This is a genomic window from Bacillus sp. Bwzl_19 (assembly GCF_054900515.1).
This window is the reverse complement of record NZ_CM142729.1, coordinates 370,425-394,236: the sequence shown is the minus strand read 5'-3', so window position 1 is coordinate 394,236 and position 23,812 is coordinate 370,425. Positions and strand designations below refer to the sequence as shown.

Annotated in this window: 25 protein-coding genes; 9 read left to right on the top strand and 16 right to left on the bottom strand. The window is 48.1% G+C overall.

The window, feature by feature from the left end; all coding sequences use genetic code 11:
- Window positions 1-16 precede the first annotated feature (16 nt).
- Window positions 17-1,426, top strand: a complete 1,410-nt coding sequence (gabR, locus tag ACW5MY_RS02005; protein ID WP_013351016.1) for a MocR-like transcriptional regulator GabR — start codon at window positions 17-19, stop codon at window positions 1,424-1,426.
- Window positions 1,427-1,453: 27 nt separating this feature from the next.
- Here gabR and ACW5MY_RS02000 read toward each other — a convergent pair whose 3' ends face one another.
- The gene (locus tag ACW5MY_RS02000; RefSeq protein WP_013351015.1) at window positions 1,454-1,768 is read right to left on the bottom strand and encodes an ArsR/SmtB family transcription factor; all 315 of its coding nucleotides are present in this window, start codon (window positions 1,766-1,768) and stop codon (window positions 1,454-1,456) included.
- 141 nt (window positions 1,769-1,909) lie between these two features.
- Between ACW5MY_RS02000 and ACW5MY_RS01995 the strand changes: the two genes are divergently transcribed.
- The 4 genes from ACW5MY_RS01995 to ACW5MY_RS01980 all read left to right on the top strand — a co-directional run bounded on the left by ACW5MY_RS01995 (window position 1,910) and on the right by ACW5MY_RS01980 (window position 5,439).
- Window positions 1,910-2,197: a putative quinol monooxygenase gene (locus ACW5MY_RS01995; RefSeq protein WP_013351014.1), complete on the top strand. Its 288-nt coding sequence runs from the start codon at window positions 1,910-1,912 to the stop codon at window positions 2,195-2,197.
- Between the two features lie 16 nt (window positions 2,198-2,213).
- Window positions 2,214-2,960, top strand: a complete 747-nt coding sequence (locus tag ACW5MY_RS01990) for an NADPH-dependent oxidoreductase (protein WP_289394140.1) — start codon at window positions 2,214-2,216, stop codon at window positions 2,958-2,960.
- 161 nt (window positions 2,961-3,121) lie between these two features.
- On the top strand, window positions 3,122-3,997 hold the full coding sequence (locus ACW5MY_RS01985) for a TetR/AcrR family transcriptional regulator (RefSeq protein WP_462061660.1): 876 nt from the start codon (window positions 3,122-3,124) through the stop codon (window positions 3,995-3,997).
- 17 nt (window positions 3,998-4,014) lie between these two features.
- Window positions 4,015-5,439 (top strand): MDR family MFS transporter, encoded by a 1,425-nt coding sequence (locus ACW5MY_RS01980; RefSeq protein ID WP_014469749.1) that lies wholly within the window; start codon window positions 4,015-4,017, stop codon window positions 5,437-5,439.
- Window positions 5,440-5,479: 40 nt separating this feature from the next.
- Here ACW5MY_RS01980 and ACW5MY_RS01975 read toward each other — a convergent pair whose 3' ends face one another.
- The 4 genes from ACW5MY_RS01975 to ACW5MY_RS01960 are packed head-to-tail and all read right to left on the bottom strand — an operon-like array spanning window position 5,480 to window position 9,094.
- Window positions 5,480-6,430 carry a siderophore ABC transporter substrate-binding protein gene (locus ACW5MY_RS01975; protein WP_289394138.1) on the bottom strand — a complete coding sequence of 317 codons (951 nt, stop codon included), beginning with the start codon at window positions 6,428-6,430 and terminating at the stop codon, window positions 5,480-5,482.
- Window positions 6,431-6,451: 21 nt separating this feature from the next.
- Complete coding sequence (locus ACW5MY_RS01970) at window positions 6,452-7,210, bottom strand: iron ABC transporter ATP-binding protein (protein WP_013351009.1); 759 nt, start codon at window positions 7,208-7,210, stop codon at window positions 6,452-6,454.
- Window positions 7,204-8,151 (bottom strand): iron chelate uptake ABC transporter family permease subunit, encoded by a 948-nt coding sequence (locus ACW5MY_RS01965; protein WP_003156331.1) that lies wholly within the window; start codon window positions 8,149-8,151, stop codon window positions 7,204-7,206. The genes ACW5MY_RS01970 and ACW5MY_RS01965 overlap by 7 nt, the downstream gene beginning before the upstream one ends.
- Window positions 8,141-9,094, bottom strand: coding sequence for an ABC transporter permease (locus ACW5MY_RS01960; protein WP_013351008.1), 954 nt, complete (start codon window positions 9,092-9,094; stop codon window positions 8,141-8,143). Before ACW5MY_RS01960 ends, ACW5MY_RS01965 begins: the two co-directional genes overlap by 11 nt.
- A gap of 413 nt (window positions 9,095-9,507) precedes the next feature.
- Here ACW5MY_RS01960 and ACW5MY_RS01955 point away from each other — a divergent pair, with 413 nt between their 5' ends.
- Together ACW5MY_RS01955 and ACW5MY_RS01950 are read left to right on the top strand one after the other, a co-directional pair.
- Entirely contained in the window at window positions 9,508-10,872 is a 1,365-nt protein-coding gene (locus ACW5MY_RS01955; protein WP_014469748.1) for an aspartate kinase, read from the top strand.
- Between the two features lie 94 nt (window positions 10,873-10,966).
- Window positions 10,967-11,068, top strand: coding sequence for a YjcZ family sporulation protein (locus tag ACW5MY_RS01950; RefSeq protein ID WP_013351006.1), 102 nt, complete (start codon window positions 10,967-10,969; stop codon window positions 11,066-11,068).
- A 147-nt stretch (window positions 11,069-11,215) separates the two neighbouring features.
- On the opposite strand, the gene phrC is transcribed toward ACW5MY_RS01950, so the two are convergent.
- From phrC to ACW5MY_RS01930, 4 genes are all read right to left on the bottom strand, one after another.
- On the bottom strand, window positions 11,216-11,335 hold the full coding sequence (gene phrC / locus ACW5MY_RS01945) for a phosphatase RapC inhibitor PhrC (RefSeq protein ID WP_013351005.1): 120 nt from the start codon (window positions 11,333-11,335) through the stop codon (window positions 11,216-11,218).
- Entirely contained in the window at window positions 11,319-12,467 is a 1,149-nt protein-coding gene (locus tag ACW5MY_RS01940; protein WP_013351004.1) for a response regulator aspartate phosphatase, read from the bottom strand. The genes phrC and ACW5MY_RS01940 overlap by 17 nt, the downstream gene beginning before the upstream one ends.
- Before the next feature lie 158 nt (window positions 12,468-12,625).
- Window positions 12,626-14,053 carry a sensor histidine kinase gene (locus ACW5MY_RS01935; protein ID WP_161988189.1) on the bottom strand — a complete coding sequence of 476 codons (1,428 nt, stop codon included), beginning with the start codon at window positions 14,051-14,053 and terminating at the stop codon, window positions 12,626-12,628.
- Window positions 14,040-14,723 carry a response regulator transcription factor gene (locus ACW5MY_RS01930; RefSeq protein WP_013351002.1) on the bottom strand — a complete coding sequence of 228 codons (684 nt, stop codon included), beginning with the start codon at window positions 14,721-14,723 and terminating at the stop codon, window positions 14,040-14,042. The genes ACW5MY_RS01935 and ACW5MY_RS01930 overlap by 14 nt, the downstream gene beginning before the upstream one ends.
- A gap of 212 nt (window positions 14,724-14,935) precedes the next feature.
- Between ACW5MY_RS01930 and ACW5MY_RS01925 the strand changes: the two genes are divergently transcribed.
- Both ACW5MY_RS01925 and ACW5MY_RS01920 read left to right on the top strand, forming a co-directional pair.
- The gene (locus ACW5MY_RS01925; protein ID WP_013351001.1) at window positions 14,936-16,372 is read left to right on the top strand and encodes an ABC transporter permease; all 1,437 of its coding nucleotides are present in this window, start codon (window positions 14,936-14,938) and stop codon (window positions 16,370-16,372) included.
- Window positions 16,373-16,386: 14 nt separating this feature from the next.
- On the top strand, window positions 16,387-17,070 hold the full coding sequence (locus ACW5MY_RS01920) for an ABC transporter ATP-binding protein (protein WP_014469746.1): 684 nt from the start codon (window positions 16,387-16,389) through the stop codon (window positions 17,068-17,070).
- A gap of 103 nt (window positions 17,071-17,173) precedes the next feature.
- Here ACW5MY_RS01920 and ACW5MY_RS01915 read toward each other — a convergent pair whose 3' ends face one another.
- The 7 genes from ACW5MY_RS01915 to ACW5MY_RS01885 are packed head-to-tail and all read right to left on the bottom strand — an operon-like array spanning window position 17,174 to window position 23,792.
- On the bottom strand, window positions 17,174-18,520 hold the full coding sequence (locus ACW5MY_RS01915) for an MmgE/PrpD family protein (protein WP_013350999.1): 1,347 nt from the start codon (window positions 18,518-18,520) through the stop codon (window positions 17,174-17,176).
- The gene (locus tag ACW5MY_RS01910; RefSeq protein WP_013350998.1) at window positions 18,517-19,668 is read right to left on the bottom strand and encodes a M20 peptidase aminoacylase family protein; all 1,152 of its coding nucleotides are present in this window, start codon (window positions 19,666-19,668) and stop codon (window positions 18,517-18,519) included. Before ACW5MY_RS01910 ends, ACW5MY_RS01915 begins: the two co-directional genes overlap by 4 nt.
- Before the next feature lie 17 nt (window positions 19,669-19,685).
- Window positions 19,686-20,435: an amino acid ABC transporter ATP-binding protein gene (locus ACW5MY_RS01905; protein ID WP_013350997.1), complete on the bottom strand. Its 750-nt coding sequence runs from the start codon at window positions 20,433-20,435 to the stop codon at window positions 19,686-19,688.
- A 13-nt stretch (window positions 20,436-20,448) separates the two neighbouring features.
- Window positions 20,449-21,123, bottom strand: coding sequence for an amino acid ABC transporter permease (locus ACW5MY_RS01900; protein WP_014469745.1), 675 nt, complete (start codon window positions 21,121-21,123; stop codon window positions 20,449-20,451).
- A 22-nt stretch (window positions 21,124-21,145) separates the two neighbouring features.
- Entirely contained in the window at window positions 21,146-21,937 is a 792-nt protein-coding gene (locus ACW5MY_RS01895; RefSeq protein WP_013350995.1) for an amino acid ABC transporter substrate-binding protein, read from the bottom strand.
- Window positions 21,938-21,965: 28 nt separating this feature from the next.
- Window positions 21,966-22,457, bottom strand: a complete 492-nt coding sequence (locus ACW5MY_RS01890; RefSeq protein WP_013350994.1) for a GNAT family N-acetyltransferase — start codon at window positions 22,455-22,457, stop codon at window positions 21,966-21,968.
- Window positions 22,458-22,469: 12 nt separating this feature from the next.
- Complete coding sequence (locus ACW5MY_RS01885; protein WP_014469744.1) at window positions 22,470-23,792, bottom strand: LLM class flavin-dependent oxidoreductase; 1,323 nt, start codon at window positions 23,790-23,792, stop codon at window positions 22,470-22,472.
- Window positions 23,793-23,812 lie beyond the last annotated feature (20 nt).

Genomic DNA, 23,812 nt, shown 5'->3' with positions numbered 1-23,812 from the left:
AGGGGTCAGGGTCTGTATGCTGACAATTTCCATTGATCATTCGGAAACGGCGGATTATATCTATCAGCAGATCTACCAGCACGTAAAAGCGGCCGTTTTGAAGCGCAGCCTGATGCCTCACACAAAGGTGCCGTCTAAACGGGAGCTTGCCGAGACGCTGAAGGTCAGCGTGAATTCAGTGAATTCGGCTTATCAGCAGCTGCTTTCGGAAGGTTATTTATATGCAGTCGAAAGAAAAGGCTTTTTCGTTGAGGAAATTGATACGTTTTATCACGAAGAAGCGCCGTCGCTCTTATTGCCTGACGATTTGAGAGAACGGGAACCGGACAAAAGCGGCTGGATTTCGTTTTCACATATGAGCGTGGATACGGCTCATTTCCCCCTGAAAAGCTGGTTTCGCTGTGAGCAGAAAGCAGCCGCCCGTTCATTTCATACGCTTGGTGAACTCGTCCATCCGCAAGGCTTATATGAAGTCCGGGAAACAATCTCAAGGCTTATTTCTCTGACAAGGGGCGTCACATGCCGGCCGGAGCAAATCGTGCTCGGGGCGGGTACGCAAATGCTGATGCAGCTGCTGACGGAACTGCTGCCAAAAGACGCGCTGTACGCCATGGAGAACCCGGGATATATGAGGATGTACCGGCTGCTGCAAAACCTCGGGAAAAAGACGGCGACGGTCAGCCTTGATGAAAAAGGCATGTCTATGGCCGAAATCGAAAAGCAGCGGCCCTGTGTATTGATCACCACGCCGTCCCATCAATTTCCCTCAGGTGTGATCATGCCCGCTTCCCGGCGGATTCAGCTTTTAAACTGGGCCGCCGAACAGGACGGCCGCTTCATTATAGAAGATGACTATGACAGTGAATTTAAATATGACGCCGACACGATACCGGCGCTTCAAAGCCTTGACCGGTTTCAAAACGTCATCTACATGGGGACCTTTTCAAAATCCCTTTTCCCCGGCCTGCGCATCAGCTACATGGTTCTGCCGCCCGGACTTTTGCGGGCGTTCAAAGAAAGAACGTATGACCTGCATACGTGCAGCACGCTTGGCCAGCTGGCGCTTAAAGAATTTATCGATTCAGGTGAATATCAGAAACATATTAAGAAGATGAAGCAGCATTATAAGAACATGCGTGAGCGTCTCATTTCGGCCCTGGAAGAAACATTCGGAGAAAGAATCAATGTAAAGGGCGCCAATGCGGGCCTTCATTTTGTCATTGAGTTTGACTGCCCCCGTTCAGAAAAAGAGATATTGGCACGGGCGGATGCGGAACAGCTCGACCTGTTTGCGATGAGCCGGTTCCGCCTGAAAGCGGGCGGCGAATCAAACAAACCTCAGCTCATCCTGGGATTCGCCCGTCTGAAGGAGAAAGAGATTCAAGAAGGCGTTACAAGGCTGTACCGGGCGGTTTTCGGCGCATAAAAAAACCCCCGGAATTCGGGGATTTAGTTACCAGCGGTCCGGCTCTGTCTGTAAAATCGCCTCCAGCAGGCCGGGAAACGCCTCTTGTAAATCATCTTTGCGCAGGGAATAATAACGGTGCTTTCCGTCTATGCGCACTTGGGCGACCCCCGCCTCCCGCAGCACTTTGAAGTGATGGGACAGCGTTGATTTGGCGACCCGGACATCAGCACATGTGCTGCACGTTTTTTCTGTTGTTTCCGCCAACTGTTTGACCAGCTCTAAACGGAGCGGATCACTCAGAGCATGAAGAACCTTTGTCAGCTGTAAGCGGGCGGTTTCAGGATGGTTTGGAATGTTCATGAGTCAAATGTAACACATATAAGCGGCGGGTGACAATTTAGGCCGTAAGGGTTTTTTCTTTACCTTGCGCGGCGATACATGTTACAGTTAGTTCGATAATATTCGAACTATAACAAATAAACCCAATCAGGAGGAATAACAATGATCGTTTTACAGGCCTACATGAAAGTAAAAGCGGATAAACGCGAGGAATTTTTAGGAGAAGCGCAATCACTTGTTCAGCATTCACGCGCGGAAGAAGGAAATGTGCAATACGACCTTTTCGAAAAGATCGGTGAGGAAAATACTTTCGTCATGCTTGAGCAATGGAAAGATGAAGAAGCGATGAAATCCCACAACGCCACTGACCATTTCCAAGGATTCGTGGCAAAAGCCAAAGACCTGCTGAGTGCGCCGCTTGATGTCGTACGCACAGAGCTATCAGAGTAACGAAAGGATGAATGACATGAACGAAGTCCTTCAAATATTAACAGACCACCGTTCCATCCGGAGCTACACCGATGAGCCCGTATCAGATGAACAGCTGGATCTTATCATCCAAGCGGCTCAAGCAGCGCCGACCTCCATTAACGGCCAGCAATTTACCGTTATTGCGGTGAAGGATAAAGAACGAAAGAAAAAAATATCCGAATTGGCTGGCGGCCAGCCGTGGATTGACCAAGCGCCGGTTTTCTTATTATTCTGCACTGATTTTAACCGTGCCAAAATTGCGCTTGAAGAATATAATGATACACCGCTTGAGGTAACGAACGGTTTAGAGTCCGTTCTTGTCGGAGCCGTTGATGTCGGGATTGCGCTCGGTACGGCAACAGCTGCGGCTGAATCAATGGGACTCGGCACTGTGCCGATCGGCGCCGTGCGCGGCAAGCCGGATGAACTGATTGAATTGCTGAAACTTCCGAAATACGTTTTCCCGGTTTCCGGTCTCGTCATCGGCCATCCGGCAGACCGCTCCGCGAAAAAACCGCGTCTGCCGCAAGCAGCCGTTCTTCATCATGAAACGTATCAAGAGGAAGGTTTAAGAACACATATTGAGGCCTATGACAAGCAGATGTCCGAATACATGCAAAACCGCACCGGCGGACAGGAAACAAGAAACTGGTCACAAGGCATCACCTCCTACTATAAACAGCTTTATTATCCTCACATTCGTGAAATGCTTGAAAAACAAGGGTTTAAGACGGATAAATAAGCGCATCAGCCTGCCGGAAACACTCCGGCAGGCTTTTTCTTTTTCGCAAACAAAAGCGTTGACACTGTGTAAAAATTTTTGTTAATATTTTCATCATATATTCATTGGTTTTCTGTGAACCGATGGGTTTTCTATTGTGACGAAAGAAGGAATCTGGGCTTATGAATGATAAGAAAACGGATATTCTGCTGGCGGCAAGAAAGCTTTTTTCTGAGAAAAGTTTTTCGTCGGTTTCGATGCAGGCGATTGCCGAGGAGTGCAAAGTCTCCAAAGCATCTTTATATAAGCTGTTTGAATCAAAGGAAGATCTGCTCTTGGAGCTGCTTGATTTTAACCTGAAACAGATGGTAGCGGCTGCCTCATTATTAAATGAAGAAACAAGCCTGTCCCCTGAAGAACGGTTTGCCAAAAAACTGATGGCTGAGCTTGAGGGTTTCAGGCGCAATCAGCAGTTCTTTAACATGCTGATGTACGGAAGCCCTTCCTCTATTAATGAACGGGTAAAACGGCATATTCACAGGGCCCGCTCCATCTTTATCTGCTGGCATCGAGATTCACTGATTCAGACGTACGGCGAAGAGATCATTCCTTATGTATGGGAGCTGGTTATTGTCCTTCAGGGGCTTTTGAGAGAATGCATCACGCTGATTAAGCTGGAAAAAGAACCGCTCGCCCTGGAGCCGCTCACGGAGTTTATCATCCGCCACCTCAATCTCATCGTTGAAAACAGGAAAACCGAAACCGCTTTGCCTCAGGAGATGATTGACCTTTATATCGCCTCCGCTTCCTCATTTGAGCCGAAAGGCAAAACCGTATTGCTGGCTGAAAGCCTGAAAGAGCTGAAAGAAGCCGTCTCAGCTCTTCCGGAGGAAAAATACGATGCCGCAGGGCTCGCCTCCGCGGCATCCATGCTGGAGAAAGAATCAGCGGACAAACAGCCGCGGGATTTCCTCTTAAAAGCGCTCATCGGTTATTTGGAACAGGCCGGACCGCTGCACCAGCCGCTTGCAGCCGTTAAAACATTGCTCAAACTATAAAGAAAGAAGGAATCAGCTTGAATAAGAGTATTGAAACTGCACCATACAACCGCTCTGTCATTGTCGGGATTCTTTTGGCGGGAGCGTTCGTCGCCATTTTGAACCAGACACTGCTTATCACGGCGCTGCCTCATATTATGAATGACTTCAATATAGACGCCAACAAAGCGCAATGGCTGACAACGTCGTTTATGCTGACAAACGGGATTTTGATTCCGATTTCCGCATTTTTAATAGAGAAATTCACCAGCCGCACCCTCTTGATTTCCGCCATGAGTATTTTCACAGCGGGCACCATTGTCGGCGCATTCGCCCCGAACTTTCCGGTATTATTAACGGCCCGGATTATCCAGGCGGCCGGTGCCGGAATTATGCTGCCGCTCATGCAGACGGTATTTCTCACGATTTTCCCAATGGAAAAACGCGGCCGCGCGATGGGAATGGTCGGCTTGGTTATTTCGTTCGCGCCGGCGATCGGCCCGACGCTTTCCGGATGGGCGGTCGAAGCATTCTCTTGGCGGTCTTTGTTTTATATTATCTTTCCGATCGCAGTCATCGATTTGCTTTTAGCAATTATTCTGATGAAAAACGTCACGACATTACGAAAAACACAGATTGATATTTTATCCGTGATCTTATCGACACTCGGATTCGGCGGTCTGCTTTACGGTTTCTCAAGCGCCGGCTCATCAGGATGGACCAGTACTGAAGTGCTGACCTCGCTGCTTGTCGGAGCGGTCGCGCTGATTTTCTTTATCGCAAGACAGATCAAGCTCAAAAAACCGATGCTGGAATTCCGCGTGTTTTCCTTCGGGATTTTCAGCCTGACCACCCTGCTCGGCACGCTTGTTTTCGCGCTGCTGATCGGTACGGAAACCATTCTTCCGCTCTACACGCAAAAGGTCCGCGGCGTATCCGCGTTTGATACCGGATTAATGCTTTTGCCGGGCGCAATTGTGATGGGAATGATGTCTCCGTTTATCGGCCGGATTTTTGATAAAATCGGCGGAAAGGGCCTTGCGATGACCGGATTCTTCATTATCCTGCTCACGTCCCTGCCGTTTATGAATCTGACAGACTCGACTTCTCTCATTTGGATTGTCGTCGTTTACACCGCGCGGCTTTTAGGAACAGCCATGATTATGATGCCGGTGACGACAGCGGGAATCAACGCCCTGCCGCGCCACTTAATCCCGCACGGAACAGCCATGAACAATACCGTCCGCCAAGTCGGCGGTTCTATCGGTACGGCGCTGCTTGTTTCCGTTATGAGCAGCCAGGCCGCGCACGCAAATGCGTCGTCTCCGGCAAACGCCGCCCTGCACGGCATGAATGCGGCATTTGTCGTAGCTGCCTGCATCGCGCTGGCCGGATTCCTGCTATCTTTTACTTTGAAGAAAAAACCGCGTCAGCCCGAGCAGCAGCAGGCCGTCACGCGCTAAACGAAAAAGAACCCGATCACTTGTGTGACCGGGTTCTTTTTTACTTCTCAATTCCGTTTTTTACTTCTTTCACCATTTGCGCCATGGATTCCAGGCCGCCTCCTGATAAGTACCATGTAGCTGAGTCAAGGTATACAACATGGTTGTTTTTCACGGCTTTCACCGATTTCACATAATCATTTTCAACCACTTGTTTTGTTGAAGATTTTGAGCCGATCGCTGTTCCGCGGTCAACGACAAACAAGTAATCAGGGTTTGTTTTGGCGATATATTCATAGGAAATGCTTTGTCCGTGCAGTGATGCTTCGATGTTTTTGTCAGCCGGTTTGACGCCGAACACATCATGAATGAAGCCGTATCTTGATTTAGATCCGAACGCGCTGATTTTCCCGTCGTTCGCCATCACCACTAAACCGTTTTTATCCGTGCTGCTTGTCTTTTTCTTCAGATCAGCAATGGATTTGTCAATTTTCGCAAGCTTATCTTTCACTTCATTTTCTTTGTTGAAAATTTTGCCGATCACTTCGGTGTTATGCTTGAATCTGGCAACGTAGTTTGTATAGTCATCATCAAGATAAATCGTCGGCGCGATTTTTGAGAACTCTTTGTAAGAATCAGATTGTCTGTGAGCGATAATGATTAAATCCGGATCAATATCCGCGACTTTTTCGAAATCCGGTTCTTTTAAACCGCCTGTATTGGCGTATTTATCACTTTTGTATGAAGATAAGTATTTTGGAATGCTTTGTTTCGGAAGTCCCGCGACATGATCCTGTAAACCGAGTTCATCCATCGTATCCAGCATTCCGAAGTTGAATACGACGACTTTCTTCGGATTCTTCGGCACTTTGACTCCTTCTTTGTTCAGGTCATCCTTAATCGTGATTGTTTCTTTTGATTTGCCTGATGTTTTGTCCCCGTTTCCGTTTCCGCATGCAGAAACAACAAAAATCGTAACGAGCGCAATGAAAAGCAATGCGAATTTTTTCATGACTTTCACCTCATCTGGTTTTTAAGAAAAATACACACCGATCCGCTGACTGTCAATCTCTTGAATCGGGATGGTCATATCATAAATCTCTTCAAGCACAGAGGTTTCAATAATCTCCTCCGCCGGCCCTTCTTTGACGATCCGGCCGTTTTTCAAAGCAACGATATGGTCTGAATATACTGATGCGAAGTTGATATCGTGAATCACTACGACGACCGTTTTTCCGAAGTCTTCCACAAGCCGCTTCAACAGCTTCATCATTTCAACGGAATGCTTCATATCTAAATTGTTCAGCGGCTCATCGAGAAAAATATAGTCGGTATCCTGAGCGATGATCATCGCGATAAACGCCCTCTGGCACTGTCCTCCGCTGAGCTGATCGAGATATTTATCCTTTAAGTCATCAAGCTTCATATAACTGAGTGCCTGGTTGATATGCACCCAATCCTCATCCGTCAGTTTTCCTTGAGAATAAGGAAATCGTCCGAAGCTGACCAGGTCTTTAATCGTCAGCCTGATATTGATTTGATTTGTCTGTTTCAGGATGCTGATTTTTTTCGCCAGATCATTGCTTTTGCAAGACCCGATCTCTTGTCCGTCAACCGTGATTTCTCCGGAATCCGTCTTAATCAGCCGGCTCATGATAGACAGCAGCGTGCTTTTTCCCGCGCCGTTCGGACCGATAAACGAGGTGAGCCTGCCCTTTTGAATGGAAAGAGACGTTTTCTCAAGGACGACTTTCCCGCCGTATTGTTTGCTTACATTTTTGACCTCTACCATGATTTATTCTCCTTTAACAGCAAATAGATGAAATAAATCCCGCCGGCAAAATTAATGATGACGCTCAGCGTTGTGGAAAACGTGAACACTTTCTCCACGACGAACTGGCCTCCGACAAGCGCAACAATGCTGATCAGAACAGAACCCGCAATTAAATACGTGTGCCTGTAGGTTTTTAAAAACTCTCTCGCCAGATTGACGACAAGCAGCCCTAAAAACATGATCGGCCCGACAAGAGCCGTAGAGACGGACACAAGTATAGCGACGACAATGAGCATCTGTTTCACAAGCTTATCGTAATCAATCCCAAGGTTGACGGCGTGTTCCCGGCCGAGCGACAGCACGTCAAAGAACCGCGTGAACCGCCAGACATAAATGCCTGTCAGAAGAAAGACAGCACCGGCGAATCCTAAAAGATCGGTGTTGATATTGTTAAAGCTGGCAAACATTTTGTCCTGAACAACCTGGAACTCATTCGGATCAATCAGCATCTGCATAAACGATGACAGACTGTTGAACAGCGTGCCGAACACGACGCCGACAAGCAGAAGGAAAAACACGTTCCGCCCCTCGCCTTTAAACATGAGCTGATACAAAACGAGTGACAAGAGCACCATCAGCCCGACGGAGATGACGAAATTAAGGTTTTTGTTCATCATGACGATATTCATTGAACCGAACAGGAACACGATGACGGTCTGAATGAGCATATACAGGGAATCGAGGCCTAAAATGCCCGGTGTCAGTATGCGGTTATTTGTAATCGTCTGGAAGATGACCGTTGAAAATGCGATCGCTCCTCCGGTGAGCATCATGGCAAGCACTTTGAAGCATCGTCTCGGCAGGGAGTATTCCCAATTGCCCAATCCGTAGAACAGAAAGAATCCGATACATATAATGGCGAGCGCCGCCAGCAGCGTAATTTTTTTATTATGACTCATATGCTTTTCTCCTTAACAGCATATACAGGAAGATGCCGCTGCCGATCACACCGACCATCAGGCCGATGGAAATTTCGTACGGGAATATGATCACCCTTCCCAAAATGTCGCAAAACAGCACAAAAACAGCACCTAACAGAGCTGTGTGAGGAAGGCTGCTCCTCAGGTTGTCCCCTTTGTAGATCGACACCATATTCGGAATGATCAAACCGAGAAACGGCAGCATCCCGACGGTCAAAATCACAAGTGAAGCGATAAGCGACACAATGATCAGACCGATATTGACGACGCGTTTGTATTTCAGGCCGAGATTGACGGAAAAGCTCTCTCCCATTCCAGCCACCGTAAACTTATCCGCATACACATAAGCGATGATCACCAGCGGGATACTCAGGTATAAAAGCTCGTAGCGGCCTTTAACGACCAATGAGAAATCCCCCTGAAGCCAAGACGACAGGTTTTGGATCAGATCGTATTTATATGCGATAAACGTGGCGATTGAGCTGACGATATTCCCAAGCATTAAACCGACGAGAGGAATAAAAATCGCATCATTAAACTTGATTCTCTCGAGGATTTTCATGAAAAGGAAATTTCCCGCCAACGCGAAAATAAAAGCGATTGACATTTTCACAAGCGGACTCGCTGACGTAAAAAGCATTAATGAAATCAAAATTCCGAGCCTCGCCCAGTCCATCGTTCCCGCAGTCGTCGGCGATACAAATTTATTCCGGCTGATCTGCTGCATAATTAATCCGCAGATGCTCAGGCTCATGCCGGCAATAATAATGCTCGCCAGACGCGGCAGCCGGCTTTCAAATAATGTACTTGCCTGTTCTTTATTTAAATGAAAAATATCCAGCGGCGACAAATCTTCTACCCCGATAAAAATAGAAGTACACGCCAATACCGCCAGTAACAAAAGTAAGTAACGTAGCTTCATGCTGCCTCCCTGAACCCATCACAAACGGTATGACTCATTGCCAAACAACTCCCATATATCCCCACTCGTAATGATTATCATTATCAACGACAACTATAATCTTATCATCTTTCCAAGCGCAGTCAATACGGTTTTGCTTCAAAAGCGGTCATCCGCGGGCCGTACACTAAATTGTCTTACAATCAGTCTATCAATAATTTGCAGGATTTTCTATAACCTACATTTGGAGGCTTATCATTTTTCACACGTGATTACACGCTTTGAGGAAGCAAATCTGACAGAAAGCAGCTGAATTCCTCTCCATAAATACAAATGTACTCCTCGAGAAGAAAAAATCCTTGATTTACATGTTCGAAAGAGAGATAATAAAAATTAAATTTGTGAGAAAATTTAAACATTAGGGGATGTAAATCATGAAAGTTGTAAAATTCGGAGGCAGCTCCCTAGCGTCAGGAGCCCAGCTTGAGAAAGTGTTTCAAATCGTGACGGCCGATCCCGCGCGGAAAGCCGTCGTCGTATCGGCGCCAGGAAAACGCTTCTCGAACGATACAAAGGTGACGGATCTGTTAATCCGCTGTGCGGAGCATTATTTGCAAAAAGGAGCAGCGCCCGAGCTTGCCGAAACGGTCATTGAGCGGTACGCCGCCATCGCGCGCGAGCTGGATCTGGATTTCTCTATTATAGAAAGAATCCGTCGTGACTTATTCGCTCTCTTAAACAGCTGCAAAACCAATCCCGACCGGTATATGGATGCGGTGAAAGCGAGCGGCGAAGACAATAACGCGAAGCTGATCGCAGCCTACTTCCGCAGGCAGGGCGTGAAAGCGGAATACGTAAACCCGAAAGAAGCGGGGCTGTTTGTGACGAATGAGCCCGGCAGCGCGCAGGTGCTTCCTGAGTCTTATGATCATTTATACCGTCTGAGAAACCGCGAAGGATTGATCATTTTTCCGGGATTTTTCGGATATACGAAGGAGCATGAGATTGTGACGTTTTCCCGGAGCGGTTCAGATATTACAGGCTCCATTCTCGCCAACGGCCTAAAAGCCGACCTGTATGAGAACTTTACCGATGTGGACGCCGTCTATTCCGTCAATCCGTCAATCGTGCCGCACCCGAAAGAAATTAACGAACTGACGTATCGGGAAATGCGTGAGCTCTCCTATGCCGGGTTTTCCGTTTTTCATGATGAAGCGCTTATTCCCGCATTTCGTGCCGGCATCCCTGTTCAGATTAAAAACACGAACAATCCCGATGCGAAAGGAACGCGCGTCGTCAGCAGCCGTGACAACACGAACGGGCCGGTCATCGGCATCGCAAGCGACACGGGCTTTTGCAGCATTTACATAAGCAAATATTTAATGAACCGGGAAATCGGTTTCGGCCGCAAAGCCCTTCATATTTTGGAGGAAGAAGGATTGACGTATGAACACGTTCCATCCGGCATTGACGATATCACGATCATTCTTCGGCACAATCAGATGGATTCGGAACTGGAACAGAAGCTCGTCACCCGTCTGAAGCAGGAACTTCAAGCTGATGAAGTCACTGTCAGGCACAATCTGGCGCTGATTATGGTCGTCGGGGAAGCGATGCGCCATAATGTCGGCACAACCGCCAGGGCATCCAAAGCGCTGTCGGGAGCCGGCGTCAACATCGAGATGATCAATCAGGGGTCATCGGAAGTCAGTATGATGTTCGGAGTGAAAGAAGAACAGGAAAAACACGCGGTGCGGGCACTGTATGACGAATTTTTCGCCGGGGTCTTACTCTCATAGGAAACAGCCTCTTTTTTCTCTTGTCCACTAATATCCCTTACAGAACAGCTTCTGAAACATATTGTATGGTATAGACAATATGGAGGTGAAGCAAATGATGGGATACTCAGGTGGCGGAATCAGCTCTTTCGCTTTGATCGTTGTTTTATTTATCCTGTTAGTAATTGTAGGTACTGCCTTCGTCGGCGGTTACTAAACATCACTCCGTCTATATGAAGACGCTGCGGGTTTTGACCTGCGGCGTTTTCTTTTTGTTTTCCGCCGCTGCCCAAATCCGGACACACAAAAAAGACTGCCGCGATCATTCTCAGGCAGTCTTTTCCTTTGTTCAGTTATTTTCTTCTCACGTCATTCCTCTTTCAGCCACATGGAATTCAGCCTGATCTGTCTGGCTTACACCTGCAGCTGTAAAAATCGCGGCGGCTGCTAAACAAATAACAAACCATTTAGATTTCAATTTCATACAAACCCTCACTCCTTTGTATTTGTTTCCTTGCCTCTTCGACTTTCAGAAAATAGTCAGAAGAAATTTTAAAGCAATTTTGTTCATAGTAATATTTAGCTGCTTCTAGTGCTAAATCCTCTATATCGGCGTATAAATTTTTATCTTCGAGGTAACGGAAACATGCGCTGATTTTTTCCTCATCCGGTTTCGCCTGATACAGAGCCTGCAGCCATTCGAATTTTACCGTGTAAACGGGATCGTCTGTTTCTTTAGCATATTCATATCCCCGCTTGTGATATTCCGATGCTTTATCTTTTTTTCCGAGTTTAAAGTAAATGAGTGTGATTAGAAAATATGCCTGAGGGAGAGAATTGACGATTCTTTGTGATTCAAATGTATCAACTGCCCGTTCAAAGTACGGTATGGCTTCATCGATGCGGTTCTGATTGTAGTAGCACAGTCCGAGGTTATACAGCGCCCTCCCGACAAGCTGCGCTTTTTGTTCTTTTTCGGCCATTTGCAGAGCGTGCTGAAAATGTTTGGCCGCCTGTTCAAAACGTCTTTCATCCATTAAATTGACGCCGAACACAAAATGGCATTGAATGATCCGGACGTTGTATGTGTCCTGCTCTACGTAAATTTCATAAGCATTTTTTATATGTATCAAAGAAAAATACGTTTGTTTCATATGATAATAAGCTTCGGCCACTTTAAAATAAAACTCCGCGCGCTCCACGTGGTCCGATACGAAGGCCAATTTTTTCTCAGCCTGTTTATAATACGTGATCGCTGATATAAATTCTCTTTTATCAAATTCAAACATGCCTTTGAAAAAGTTGACGTAATAATCGAGAAGCCCTTTGAGCCCGGCCTGGCTGTTATCTATGTTATCGAGAATTTCCGACAGGGTCGGCTGGTCTTCTATTTTCAATTTCTCCAGCGGCTCCAAATAGTCCAGCATCAGCTGATGGCGAAATTCCATGAGGGAATAATAAAGTACTAAGTTCGAATCTGGCTCCATATGGTCAAGCTCTTGTTTGATCTCGGCCTTCAAGATCTCTGCATCCGGCACGCTGAATGTTCTTATGTATCGGTACCACTCGTTAATCTTCTGCCCGACTGCTGAAGAAGGAATTAACCCGCTCTTCATTCCTTCACCCTCCCCATCCAAGACCTGTTTACCAGTTATTTTATCACGTTTCCGTGTCTTTCCATCCCGAAAAACACGCAAACTTTGTTTCGGCAGAGCGCAATTTTTCGAAGGGAAGATAAAACAGCCGGCAGCCAAACAGACTGCCGGTTTCAAGATTATTCATTTTTCGTATTCAGCGGAAGGCGGATTGTAAAGGTTGTGCCTTGTCCCTTTTCGCTGTTAATGTCTATCGTGCCTTTGTGCAGTTCGACGAGCTGCTTCACGATGGACAGGCCGAGACCGTATTCACCGTATGCCGTATTCGTTCGTGACACGTCCGCCTTATAAAACCGCTCCCATATATGCTCAATTTCTTCTTTGGAAATACCGATTCCGGTGTCTTCAATTTCAATAATTGTTTCCTTATAGCCTTCATACCCGCGCAGCGTAATGTCTCCGTTTTGCGTAAATTGAATGCTGTTTTTCGTAATGTTGACGAGAATCTGGATCAGCCTGTCATAATCGGCGAACACTTTGACGCCGGCCTCCACTTGAATCCGGAGCCGATTTTGTTTTTCCTCCGCTTGCTGATTGAGATGCTCTTTAATAATTTCAAACACTTCGATGAGCGGCAGACTCAGCTTGTCCAGCTTGATTTGCTGAGATCTGATTTTTTCATAATCCAAGTTTTCCTTCACGAGCCTGAGCATCCGCTTCGTCTCTTCACTGATCAGAGAGAAGCATTTCTCTTTATCTTTTTCGGGAATGGTGTTGCTGTTGAGTCCCTCCACAAGTCCGTTAATGGTCGTCAATGGCGTTCTCAGTTCATGAGAAACATCGGCGATAAATTGGCGCCTCCGCTTTTCAAGGCGGTCAATCTGTTCTCGCGATTGCTTCAGATTATGGGCCATCGTATTGAAATCGGACGCCAGCATGCCGATTTCATCACCGCCGCTGTTCTTAAGCGATATATCGTAATCACCGGACGCCACTTTTCCGGTCGCATCCCGCAATGTCTGAATCCGTTTGACGTGTAATTTAGATAGAAGCCAGCTTAACAGTATCGTGATGATAAGGGTGCTGATGATCGCGTAAAACATATAACGGTTGACCTGGCTGATCATCTGCTCGACCCCTCTGACGGGAGACACGAGCAGCACCGCGCCTTTAAATTGATCGTTGATAAAAAGCGGCTTTGCGACAAGCGAGACTTCTAAGCCTTCCGTATTAAAACGGTTCATCTCCGCTCTGATCTGAACGGTTTTGCCTTGCTTCAGCATGTGCCACTCTTTATTTTTGAGCTTCTCACGCGGCGGCATATCATCAGGAAAAAAGTAAGGCCGCTGATGTTCATCAAAAATAATAAACCGGGTCTCGCGCGTTTTTAACATGTCCTGATAGGGATACAAACGGCGCAGATCAAGATCGCGGCCGTTCAGCTCACTTGTGATCTGTTGGGCATAGGATGACAGCTCATCCACTTTGTTTTGATACGCAAAATCTTTCACAAAATGCGAAAACAGGGAAATGATGATGAAAAAGGCCAAAATCAAGATGCTGACATGGCTCAGCAGTAGCTGATATAAGTATTTAATCCTCATCAAATTTGTATCCTACCCCCCACACAGTGTACAAAAACGGTTTTTCGTCACTGGACAGTTTTTTACGCAGCCGTTTAATATGAACATCAACAGTACGTTCATCACCGTAAAATTGATAGCCCCACACCTGCTCAAGCAGCTGTTCTCTTGAGAAGACCTGGCGTGGGTTCTGTACGAGATAAAAGAGCAGATCAAATTCCTTCGGCGTCAGATTCTCGACGGATTTTCCGTGAAGAAACACTTCCCGCGTCTTCTTATTAATTGAAAAGCATGCCGTTTCGATCAAGTCGTCGCTTTTTACGGCCTGCCCCGTCGCCCGGTATCTTCTGATCACCGCTTTAATCCGCGCCACAAGCGTCAGCGGGCTGAACGGCTTAGTGACATAATCGTCGGCCCCCATTTCAAACCCGATTACCTGATCGGACTCAGTGTCCTTTGCGGTCAGCATAATAATCGGCACACTGCTCGTCTCTCTTATTTTCCGGCAGATCGTCACTCCGTCCATGGATGGAAGCATAATGTCCAGAATGACCAAATCCCAGTCCTCCTCCGTAAACCGCTGATAGCCTTCCACTCCGTCATGGACAAATTCGGCTTCAAATCCTTCTTTAAAAAAGAACATTTCCGTCATGGTGCATACGCTTATATTGTCTTCTATCATTAATATCTTCATTGTATCCTCCGCTTATCTTGAAGCTTTTTCTTATAATAGCACCATTTTACCCGGATGTTTTCCCGTTTCACAATTGTTAGTTTTTATTTCATCACCCGGAAATAGTTTGTTCATATTTTTTTCATACATTTCTCCTACTATATACATATCGGATGACCGGTGCTAAAGAAGGCCGGTTTTACAAGATCTGACACCCACACGGAGGAACAGACATGAATTTTATAAAAAGAGCCTTTTGGAGCATGAAGGCAAAAAAGGGAAAAACATTATTGCAGCTGATTGTGTTTTCGGTGATTTGTATTTTTGTCCTGTCCGGCCTTACGATCCAGTCAGCGGCAAAGAAATCAAGCGAACTGGCCAGGCAGCAGCTCGGCGGGAGTGTCACACTCCAGGTTGACCGCCAAAAGCAAATGGCGCAGCAGCAAAAAGACGGTGAAAAAAGGACGTTTGAATCAACGCCGATTTCCGTCTCGGATGCCAAGAAGCTTACATCTTTACAGCACGTGAAAAATTACAACTTTCTCACGACAGCGTCAGCAAACGCAGAAAGCTTTGACGCGATAGAAAGCTCAGACGCATCAGCCGATAACAATTCCGGCGGAAGCCGTTTTCAAGGCGGCGGAAGACAGATGATGTCAGCGGACATTTCGATCGAAGGCGTGCTCTCTACGGCACTGCTTGACGATTTCACGGACGGCAGCTCAAAAATCACGGACGGCCGCGCCATCACAAAAACAGATGCGGACGCAAAAGTCGCAGTGATCAATAAAACACTGGCAGATCAAAACAAGCTGAAGGTCGGCGGCTCCATTACCGTTTCCTCAGCATCAGATGATTCGGTGAAAACGAAGCTTAAAATTGTGGGAATCTATAAAACAACATCTTCCGGAGATGATCAGGCACAGCATTTTTCATTCTTAAATCCTGATAACAAAATCTATACGCCTTACACCGCCGCAGCGGCGTTAAAAGGATCTGACAACAAAAACAAAATCAGCTCAGCCGTTTATTACATGGATGATGCCAAATATATTGACTCATTCGTTGCGGCTGCGAAAAAAACATCCATAGATTATAAAACGTACACGCTGACGACGAATGATCAGGTGTATCAGCAAATGGTCGGCCCGATTGAAAATGTCGCGTCGTTTTCTAAAAACGTGGTGTATCTTGTATCCATCGCGGGCGCGGTCATTCTCGGATTAATCGTGATGATGTCGATCAGGGAACGCAAGTATGAAATGGGTGTCTTAATGGCGATCGGCGAAAAACGCTGGAAGCTCATCGGACAATTCCTAACGGAAATACTGGCGGTCGCCGTCATCGCCATCGGTATCGCATCTGTCACAGGCAGCCTTGTAGCGAATCAGCTCGGAAACCAGCTTCTTTCTCAGCAGGTCAGCTCAGCCGATGATTCACAGCAGCAAGCAAGCGGCTGGGGCGGCGGAGAAATGCCGCGCGGAGGCGGTATGTTCGGCCGGCATTCATCAAGCACGGACGTCATCAGCACGATGCAGGTAAACGTCTCGCTGAATGACCTTCTGATTCTTGGCGGTATCGGCATCGCGATTGCCGTCATCGCCACATTACTGCCGTCTGTATCAGTCATGCGGCTTCATCCTAAAACCATCCTGACCAAGCAGGAATAAGAGGAGGCAGCGTAATGAGCCTATTAACCTTTCAACAGACCGGCTATTGGTACCAAGACAAATCACAGCCGCTGTTTCAGGATATAACGATCAGCTTTGAAAAAGGGAAGTTTTATACAATTGTCGGCGCCTCCGGAACGGGGAAAACAACGTTTCTGTCTTTGGCGGGCGGTCTTGACACACCTAAAGAGGGAAGCATCCTTTATAACGGAGAAGATATCTCCAAAATCGGACTGACCAAATTCAGAAATCAATATGTCTCTATCGTCTTTCAATCTTATAATCTGATTCCGTATATGACAGCGCTCCAGAATATCACAACGGCGATGGAGATTACCGGATCTAAAGAGAAAAACAAAGATGCGTTCGCGCTCAGCATGCTGGAAAGAGTGGGTATTACGGAACAGCAGGCCCGGCAGCGGGTGCTGACATTAAGCGGCGGACAGCAGCAGCGGGTTTCGATTGCGCGGGCTTTCTGCTGTGACACGGATTTAATTTGTGCGGACGAGCCGACGGGCAACCTCGACGAGGATACGTCAAAGGAAATCGTCCGGCTCTTTCAGGATCTGGCGCATAAAGACAGCAAATGCGTCATCATGGTCACGCATGATGAACAAATTTCCAAAGTTTCGGATATCAACATCCGCTTATCAAGAGGAAGTTTCACCGTAAAAGAAAACGGCACAGCCGTTTCCTGAAACCGCGCCCCTGCCAGCGCAGACAGGGGCGCACCCTATATCCCCCTATTCAATAGAAGTGAACGTAAAAAAAGCGAGGGCTGCATCCCCTCGCTTTTTTTATTTATATCAGCTGTAAATAACGTTCAATATTCGGCTGTCCGGCTGCTTTGATCAACTCTGCCGCTCTTTTCTCTTCTCCTGGCAAAGCGAGCCTGAGTTTGTCTTCAATGTCTTTTTCAGAAAGACCGTTTCCCGGCGCACCCTTCGGACAGTCGATACGCGCTTCATACACATGATTGCCGGCAGCCGTAACCCGTACAATTGTAAAACGGCCCTTCGGAACGGCGTTGTCAGCCGGCTGAATTTGATCATCATAGCCGCGGTGAATCCGCGCGAACCCCTTTTGAAGGAATTCCGGAATCGGCTCGGATGTGAAATGTTCAGCTGAAAGATCTTTACCGTGCAAAGCTAACGAGATCACATATTCCACACTGAACCGTCCCGCTTCGCCGGTTTTCGGACGCCGTTCTGTCAATGCGGCGTCCCCGCCAGGCGGATAAATTACGTCGACCCGTTCCGTTTGGCTGAAGGTGAGACCGTGCTCGGCCTTCAGCTTGAGAATGGCGTCCGCCGCATGATGGGCAGCCGAGCAAAACGGATACACCTTAAACCAAAGTCCCGGGCTCGTGATCCGCCAAGGTTTTCCCCATCCGTTTAAAAGCAAAGTTTCTGCCCGTTCAAGATCGCCGTACAGCCCGAAAAAGCCTTTCTCCCCGTCAAGCGCATGAGCTGACCCGCCAAAACCGGCCTGCGCAAGCTTGACGGCGAACAATCCGGCTTGAGCGGCCAGCCCGGCATGGAGCGGCTTCATTTCCGTTCCGAATTGCACACGCATGCCTCCGGAACGGGCGGCCGCAAACCCGATCGCTTTCTGCAACTGATGATGATTCAGGTTCTCCGCAAACCCGACGGCGCACGCGGCCGCAATCGCGCCTAACGTCCCCGTATTGTGCCACCCTTTTTCGTAATGAGATCTTCCCGATGACTCACCGAGCCGCGCCATCACTTCGATTCCTGTCACGTAAGCACCGAGAAAACGGCTCTTGTCTATACGGCCTGATGATGCGGCTGCAATCAGAGCCGGAAGGATGACGGCGCTCGGGTGCCCTCTTACATCAGAATGGACATCGTCAAAATCAAGCGCATGGGCGATGAATCCGTTAATCAGCGCGGATTGGGACGGCGTTGTTTTTTGTTTTCTGCCGATAAGCGGAGCTATCGGCGCTCCGCCTTCTTCTTCGGCCAGCTTTATCAGTTTCTCAATGCCTTTATCCCGTCTTCCCGCAAAGGCTGCCGCTGTAAAATCAAGCAGCCCTTTGCGCGCTTCTTTCATCGCTTCGGCGGATGTTTCCGGCACAGACGACATGACGGCCTGAGCAAGCCCGGCCGTCAGATTTTCCGTATTCATTCCGTCTGCTCCAATACATTGACGGCAAGCCGGGCGAAAAACTCAGCCGCGGCCGGAAGCGCTTTTTCGTCGAGTGTGAAGGCTGGATGATGCCATTCTTCTGTTCCGTTTGTTCCCATCCAAACGAAGAAGCCGGGGATTTTTTCTTGATATAAGGCGAAGTCCTCACCGCCGGGAGACTGTTCTGCCCGAACGGTTTGAAGCCCGAGGCTTTCAGCCGTTTGTTCCGCCGTCTGTATGAAACGGGCGTCGTTCATGACTGACGGGAGGTAAGGAAACCAGCGGAATTCAGCTTCTGCCCCGAATCCGGCGGCGATTCCTTCAGCAACCCGCTTCATATGTTTCGGAACAGCTTCCCGCGCTTCTTTTTGAAACGTACGGACGGTCCCTTCCATTTCAACACGATCCGGGATGACATTCCAAGAACTGCCGCCTTGAACTCTGGTGATGCTGACGACGGCATTATGGAGCGAGCTGATATTTCTGCTGACAACCGATTGCAGGCCGCCGATGATCTGCCCTGCCGCCTGAATCGGATCGATGCTGTTGTCGGGAATTCCGGCGTGCCCGCCTTTTCCTTTAACGGTCATTTCAAAGCGGTCGACACTCGCCATCAGCGGGCCTTCTTTCAGGCCGACCGTGCCGACTGGGAGATCGGGTTTGTTATGCATGCCGAATATCGCCGATACACCCTCAAGGGCGCCGGCTTCAATGACCTGTCTCGCTCCGGCGGCGATTTCTTCGGCAGGCTGGAAAATAAACCGGACCGTTCCTTTCAGCTCATGCTTTCTATCATTTAATAAGAAAGCCGTGCCGAGAATAGATGCCGTATGAAAATCATGACCGCAGGCATGCATCACGCCGCTGTTTCGCGAAGCAAACGGGAGGTTTGTTTTCTCTTCGATCGGCAATGCGTCGATGTCCGCTCTGACAGCGATGACGGGGCCGCTTTTGTCGCCTTTGATTTCAGCGATCACTCCGGTTTGAAGTTTCGGAACATCAAGAACCGAGATACCTTCTTCCTCCAGCCAGCGGCGGATTTTACCCGTCGTTTCGTATTCCTCGCCTGACAGCTCAGGGTATTCATGAAGGTCGCGGCGGATATTGATTAAACGTTTGTTTAATGATTCATACGTTTCATTTGCCATTTTTTCTTCATCCCTTCTTAGACAAGTTCGGCAGGCTCTCCCACTTGCTTAATGAATTTTTTCGTCCGTTCGTTCTGCGGATTGTCAAACAGCTCTTCCGGCGTTCCCTGCTCGATGATGCGTCCGTCCGCCATAAATATGACCTGGTCGGCAACTTCACGCGCAAAAGCCATCTCATGAGTGACGATGACCATGGTTGTCTGTTTTTCGGCAATTGATTTGATGACTTGGAGCACCCCGGCTACAAGCTCCGGATCAAGGGCCGAAGTCGGTTCATCCAGTAAAATCGCATGGGGATCAACGGCCAGGGCGCGCGCAATCCCGATCCGCTGCTGCTGTCCGCCTGACATCGTAATCGGGTAGCTGTCCGCTTTGTGCTCTAAACCGACTTGCCGCAGCAGATCCATACCGATCTGTTCCGCTTCTTTTTTCGGTTTCTTTTGCGCAGTGATCAGCGCTTCTGTCACGTTTTGCAGGGCGGTTTTGTTTTTAAACAGGTTGTAATTCTGAAACACCATCGCCGTCTGCTGGCGAAGCTTGTGTACGTCTTTGCGCGAATAGGACGCTGCATTCAGCTTGGCATCACCGATTTCAATGATGCCGTCATCCGGGCGCTCCAGCAGATTCAGACAGCGGAGGAGCGTTGATTTTCCCGAGCCTGACGGGCCGATGATGGCCGTGACTTCACCGCTCTTGATCTCAAGATCGATCCCGTCAAGAACAGTAAGGTCTTTAAATGCTTTTCGAATGTGTCTGACTTGTATCATCCCGAGCCTCCTCCTATGTGCGATAAGGCTTGCTGATCGCCCGTTCGAGCAGATCCTGCAGCACGCTGTAAATAATCGTAAGAATCCAATACATGATTGCGACGGCTAAATACGTCTCAAAATATTTGAGGTTGCCTGATGCGTACATTTTCCCTTGGGCGAACATCTCCATCACTCCTAATGTAAAGGCGAGCGATGTTTCTTTTAACAGGCCGATAAACGTATTTCCCGTTGCGGGAAGCGCGTTTCTGATGGCCTGCGGAAAAATGATCCGCCTGTACGCCTGGGATTTTGTCATTCCGACAGAAAGACATGCTTCAAGCTGCCCCTCATCGACTGAGTTGAGCGCGGCGCGAAAAATTTCAGCCAGGTAGGCGGCATTTTTCAGGCTTAACCCGATAATCGCCGCAGTTAACGCCGTCATCTTGCTCATTCCGGGGAACAGCTGAGGCAGGCCGTAATAAATTAGGAAAAGCTGAACGAGCGTCGGCACGCCCCGGAAAAATGAAATATACACCTTTGACAGCTGGTGAAGCACAGGAATACGATTTTTCGTGATAAGCGCTAATATAAGGCCTCCGATCACGGCAAATACCATGGCCGCGACAGCCATTACTAATGTGATCGGCAAGGCTTCGATTAACGCGGGAAAAGCTGAAAACATAAATCCCCAATCAATGCTGTTCATTCTCGATTTTCACCGCCGTTTCTTAATGCTTTTCTTCCGTTGTAATGTCTTCTTTAAAGTATTTTTCTGACAGCTTTTTCAGCGTGCCGTCTTTCTGCAGTTCTTCAATGGCTTTGTTTACTTTTTTGCGGATTTTATCGTGTGCCGCATCCTTCGCAAACGGGAAAGCGACTTTTTCATAGACAATCGGGTCTCCTGCCAATTTCAAAGGCAGACCGGTCTTTTTGATTTGGGCGATCAGGAGGCTGCGGCTGTTTACGTAAGCGTCAACGCGTCCGTAAGCCACGTCTTTCAGCGTACCTTCTTGTGTTTCATACGTTTTAATGTTGATTTTTTTATCCGGGTCCTTGCTCTCAAGGTTTTTCGCGTGGTTTGAGCCCAGAACGGCCGCCACTGTTTTTCCTTTTAGATCATTGACTGATTTGATGTCTTTGTTATCGTTTTTGACGACAATTTGAGTGCCCGCATAGGAATACGGTTCTGTAAAGTTATACGTTTTCTTGCGTTCACCCGTGACAGCGACCTGGTTTGAGATAGTGTCGAGTTTGCCGGTCTGGAGCTCGCCCATCAGTCCGCTGAATTCAAGCAGCTTCCAGTCCAGCTTCATGTTGATTTTTTTCGCTACGGCTTCCATGACATCCACGTCAAAGCCGGTCAGCTTGCCGTTTTCTTTATATGCGAACGGATAGCTTTGTCCCGTGGCGCCGACATGCAGCACGTTACCTCCGTCTTCGCTTTCTTTTCCGTTACCGCATGCTGATAAGACCGCCAAAAGCGCGGCAAACAGCAGCAAAGCCCATGTTTTCTTTTTCATTGAACTCCCGCCTTTTTCTATGAATATGTTAATTCTGCAATTGTTTTTTTAAATAGATGGTGATGTGTCCTTTTCCTAAATCCTTTTCGCCTGCACGGACGTAGCCTTTCCGCTCGTACATGCCGATCAGCCACGGATGCTTGTCTGCTGTACCCAATGATACGAAGGGGGCTTTTAAAGTATCGCGAAGCACCGTGTTCTCCAGCCACTCCAGCATTTCTGAGCCCGTCCCTTTTTTTCCGGTGTCAGGGTCGACGGCGAACCACCAAATATGAGGGACACCGTACGGCCCTGGATTCGGCCCCCACGGCATCCGCAGGGAAATCGTCGCCAGAATCCGTCCGTCTTCCTCCAAAACGTAACAGGCGTTTTTTTGGATGTTATTCAAAACGAGCTCTTTATCCGCCGTTGCTGCGGCAAAGTTTATGCCGAGCTTCCGGATCGGTTCATACGCCCGCAGTGTCAGTGAAAGCAGTTCATCAGCGTCTCTTTCCGTTGCGAGCCGGTATTGTCTTGACATGATGAGCCCTCCTTAGCCGGCATATCGGTTTGCCGGTTTTTCCAGTCCGAAATGTTCTCTCAGCGTCGTTCCTTCATATTCTTTTCTGAACACGCCCCGTTCTTGTAAAATCGGAATCACTTTATCTACAAAAAGAGTGAGACCTTCAGGCAAAAGCGGCGGCATGATGTTGAAGCCGTCACAAGCTTGTTTGTCGACCCATTCTTCCATCTTATCGGCAAGCTGTTCAGGCGTTCCGACAAAGATATGATGACCTCTTGAACCCGCCACATATTTGTACAGCTCGCGGATGGTCATGTTATCGCGCTTGGCCATCTCTTGAACGAGCTTGAAGCGGCTTTTCACGGCATTTGACGCTTCCGCATCCAATTCAGGCAGCGGGCCGTCAAGCGGGTAAGCGGAAAGGTCGACGCCGCCCAAATAGTTTTGCAGAATGTTCAGGCCGACAGACGGGATGATGAGGTCTTGGAGCTCCTCATATTTTGCCTGCGCTTCTTCCTCAGTATCGGCAATCACGGGAAAAATCCCCGGCATGATCGCGATTTTTTCAGGATCACGGCCGAAAGAAGCCGCTTGTTCTTTAATAGAATGATAGAATTCCTGCGCAGATTCCAAATGGTTTTGCGCGGTAAAAATGACCTCCGCCGTTTTGGCGGCCAGCGCCTTTCCGTCTCCTGATGATCCCGCCTGAATGATGACGGGGCGGCCCTGCGGAGTGCGGGCGGCATTTAACGGCCCTCTTACGGAAAAATATGTTCCTTTATGATTCAATTCATGCATTTTGTCTTTATCAAAAAACGTCCCTGATTCTTTGTCGCGGATAAAGGCGTCTTCCTCCCACGAATCCCATAATCCTTTGACGACTTCAACGAATTCTTCCGCGCGCTGATATCTGAGATGGTGCTCAAGATGCTTTTCGCCGCTGAAATTAAGCGCGGTTGATTCAATTGATGATGTGACGACATTCCAGCCCGCGCGGCCGTTGGAAAGATGATCAAGCGATGCAATTTGTCTCGCGATGTGGAACGGTTCACTGTATGTAGTGGAAGCGGTCGCCGTCAGACCGATGCGGGATGTGACCTGAGCGAGCGCCGACAGCAGCGTAAACGGCTCAAAACGCGTTAACACATTCGGATGTGATTTGCTGTCTATTGATAAACTGTCCGCTAAAAACAGCATGTCCAATTTCCCCCGCTCCGCTGTTTTGGCCAGTTCTTTGAAATAATCTAAATTCATGCTCGCGTCCGCCGGAGCCTCAGGATGTCTCCAAGAGGCGACATGATGGCCGGTGCCCGCGAGAAACACACCGAGTTTGATTTCTTTTTTCTTTGTCATGACGTATCTCCTTCTATTCT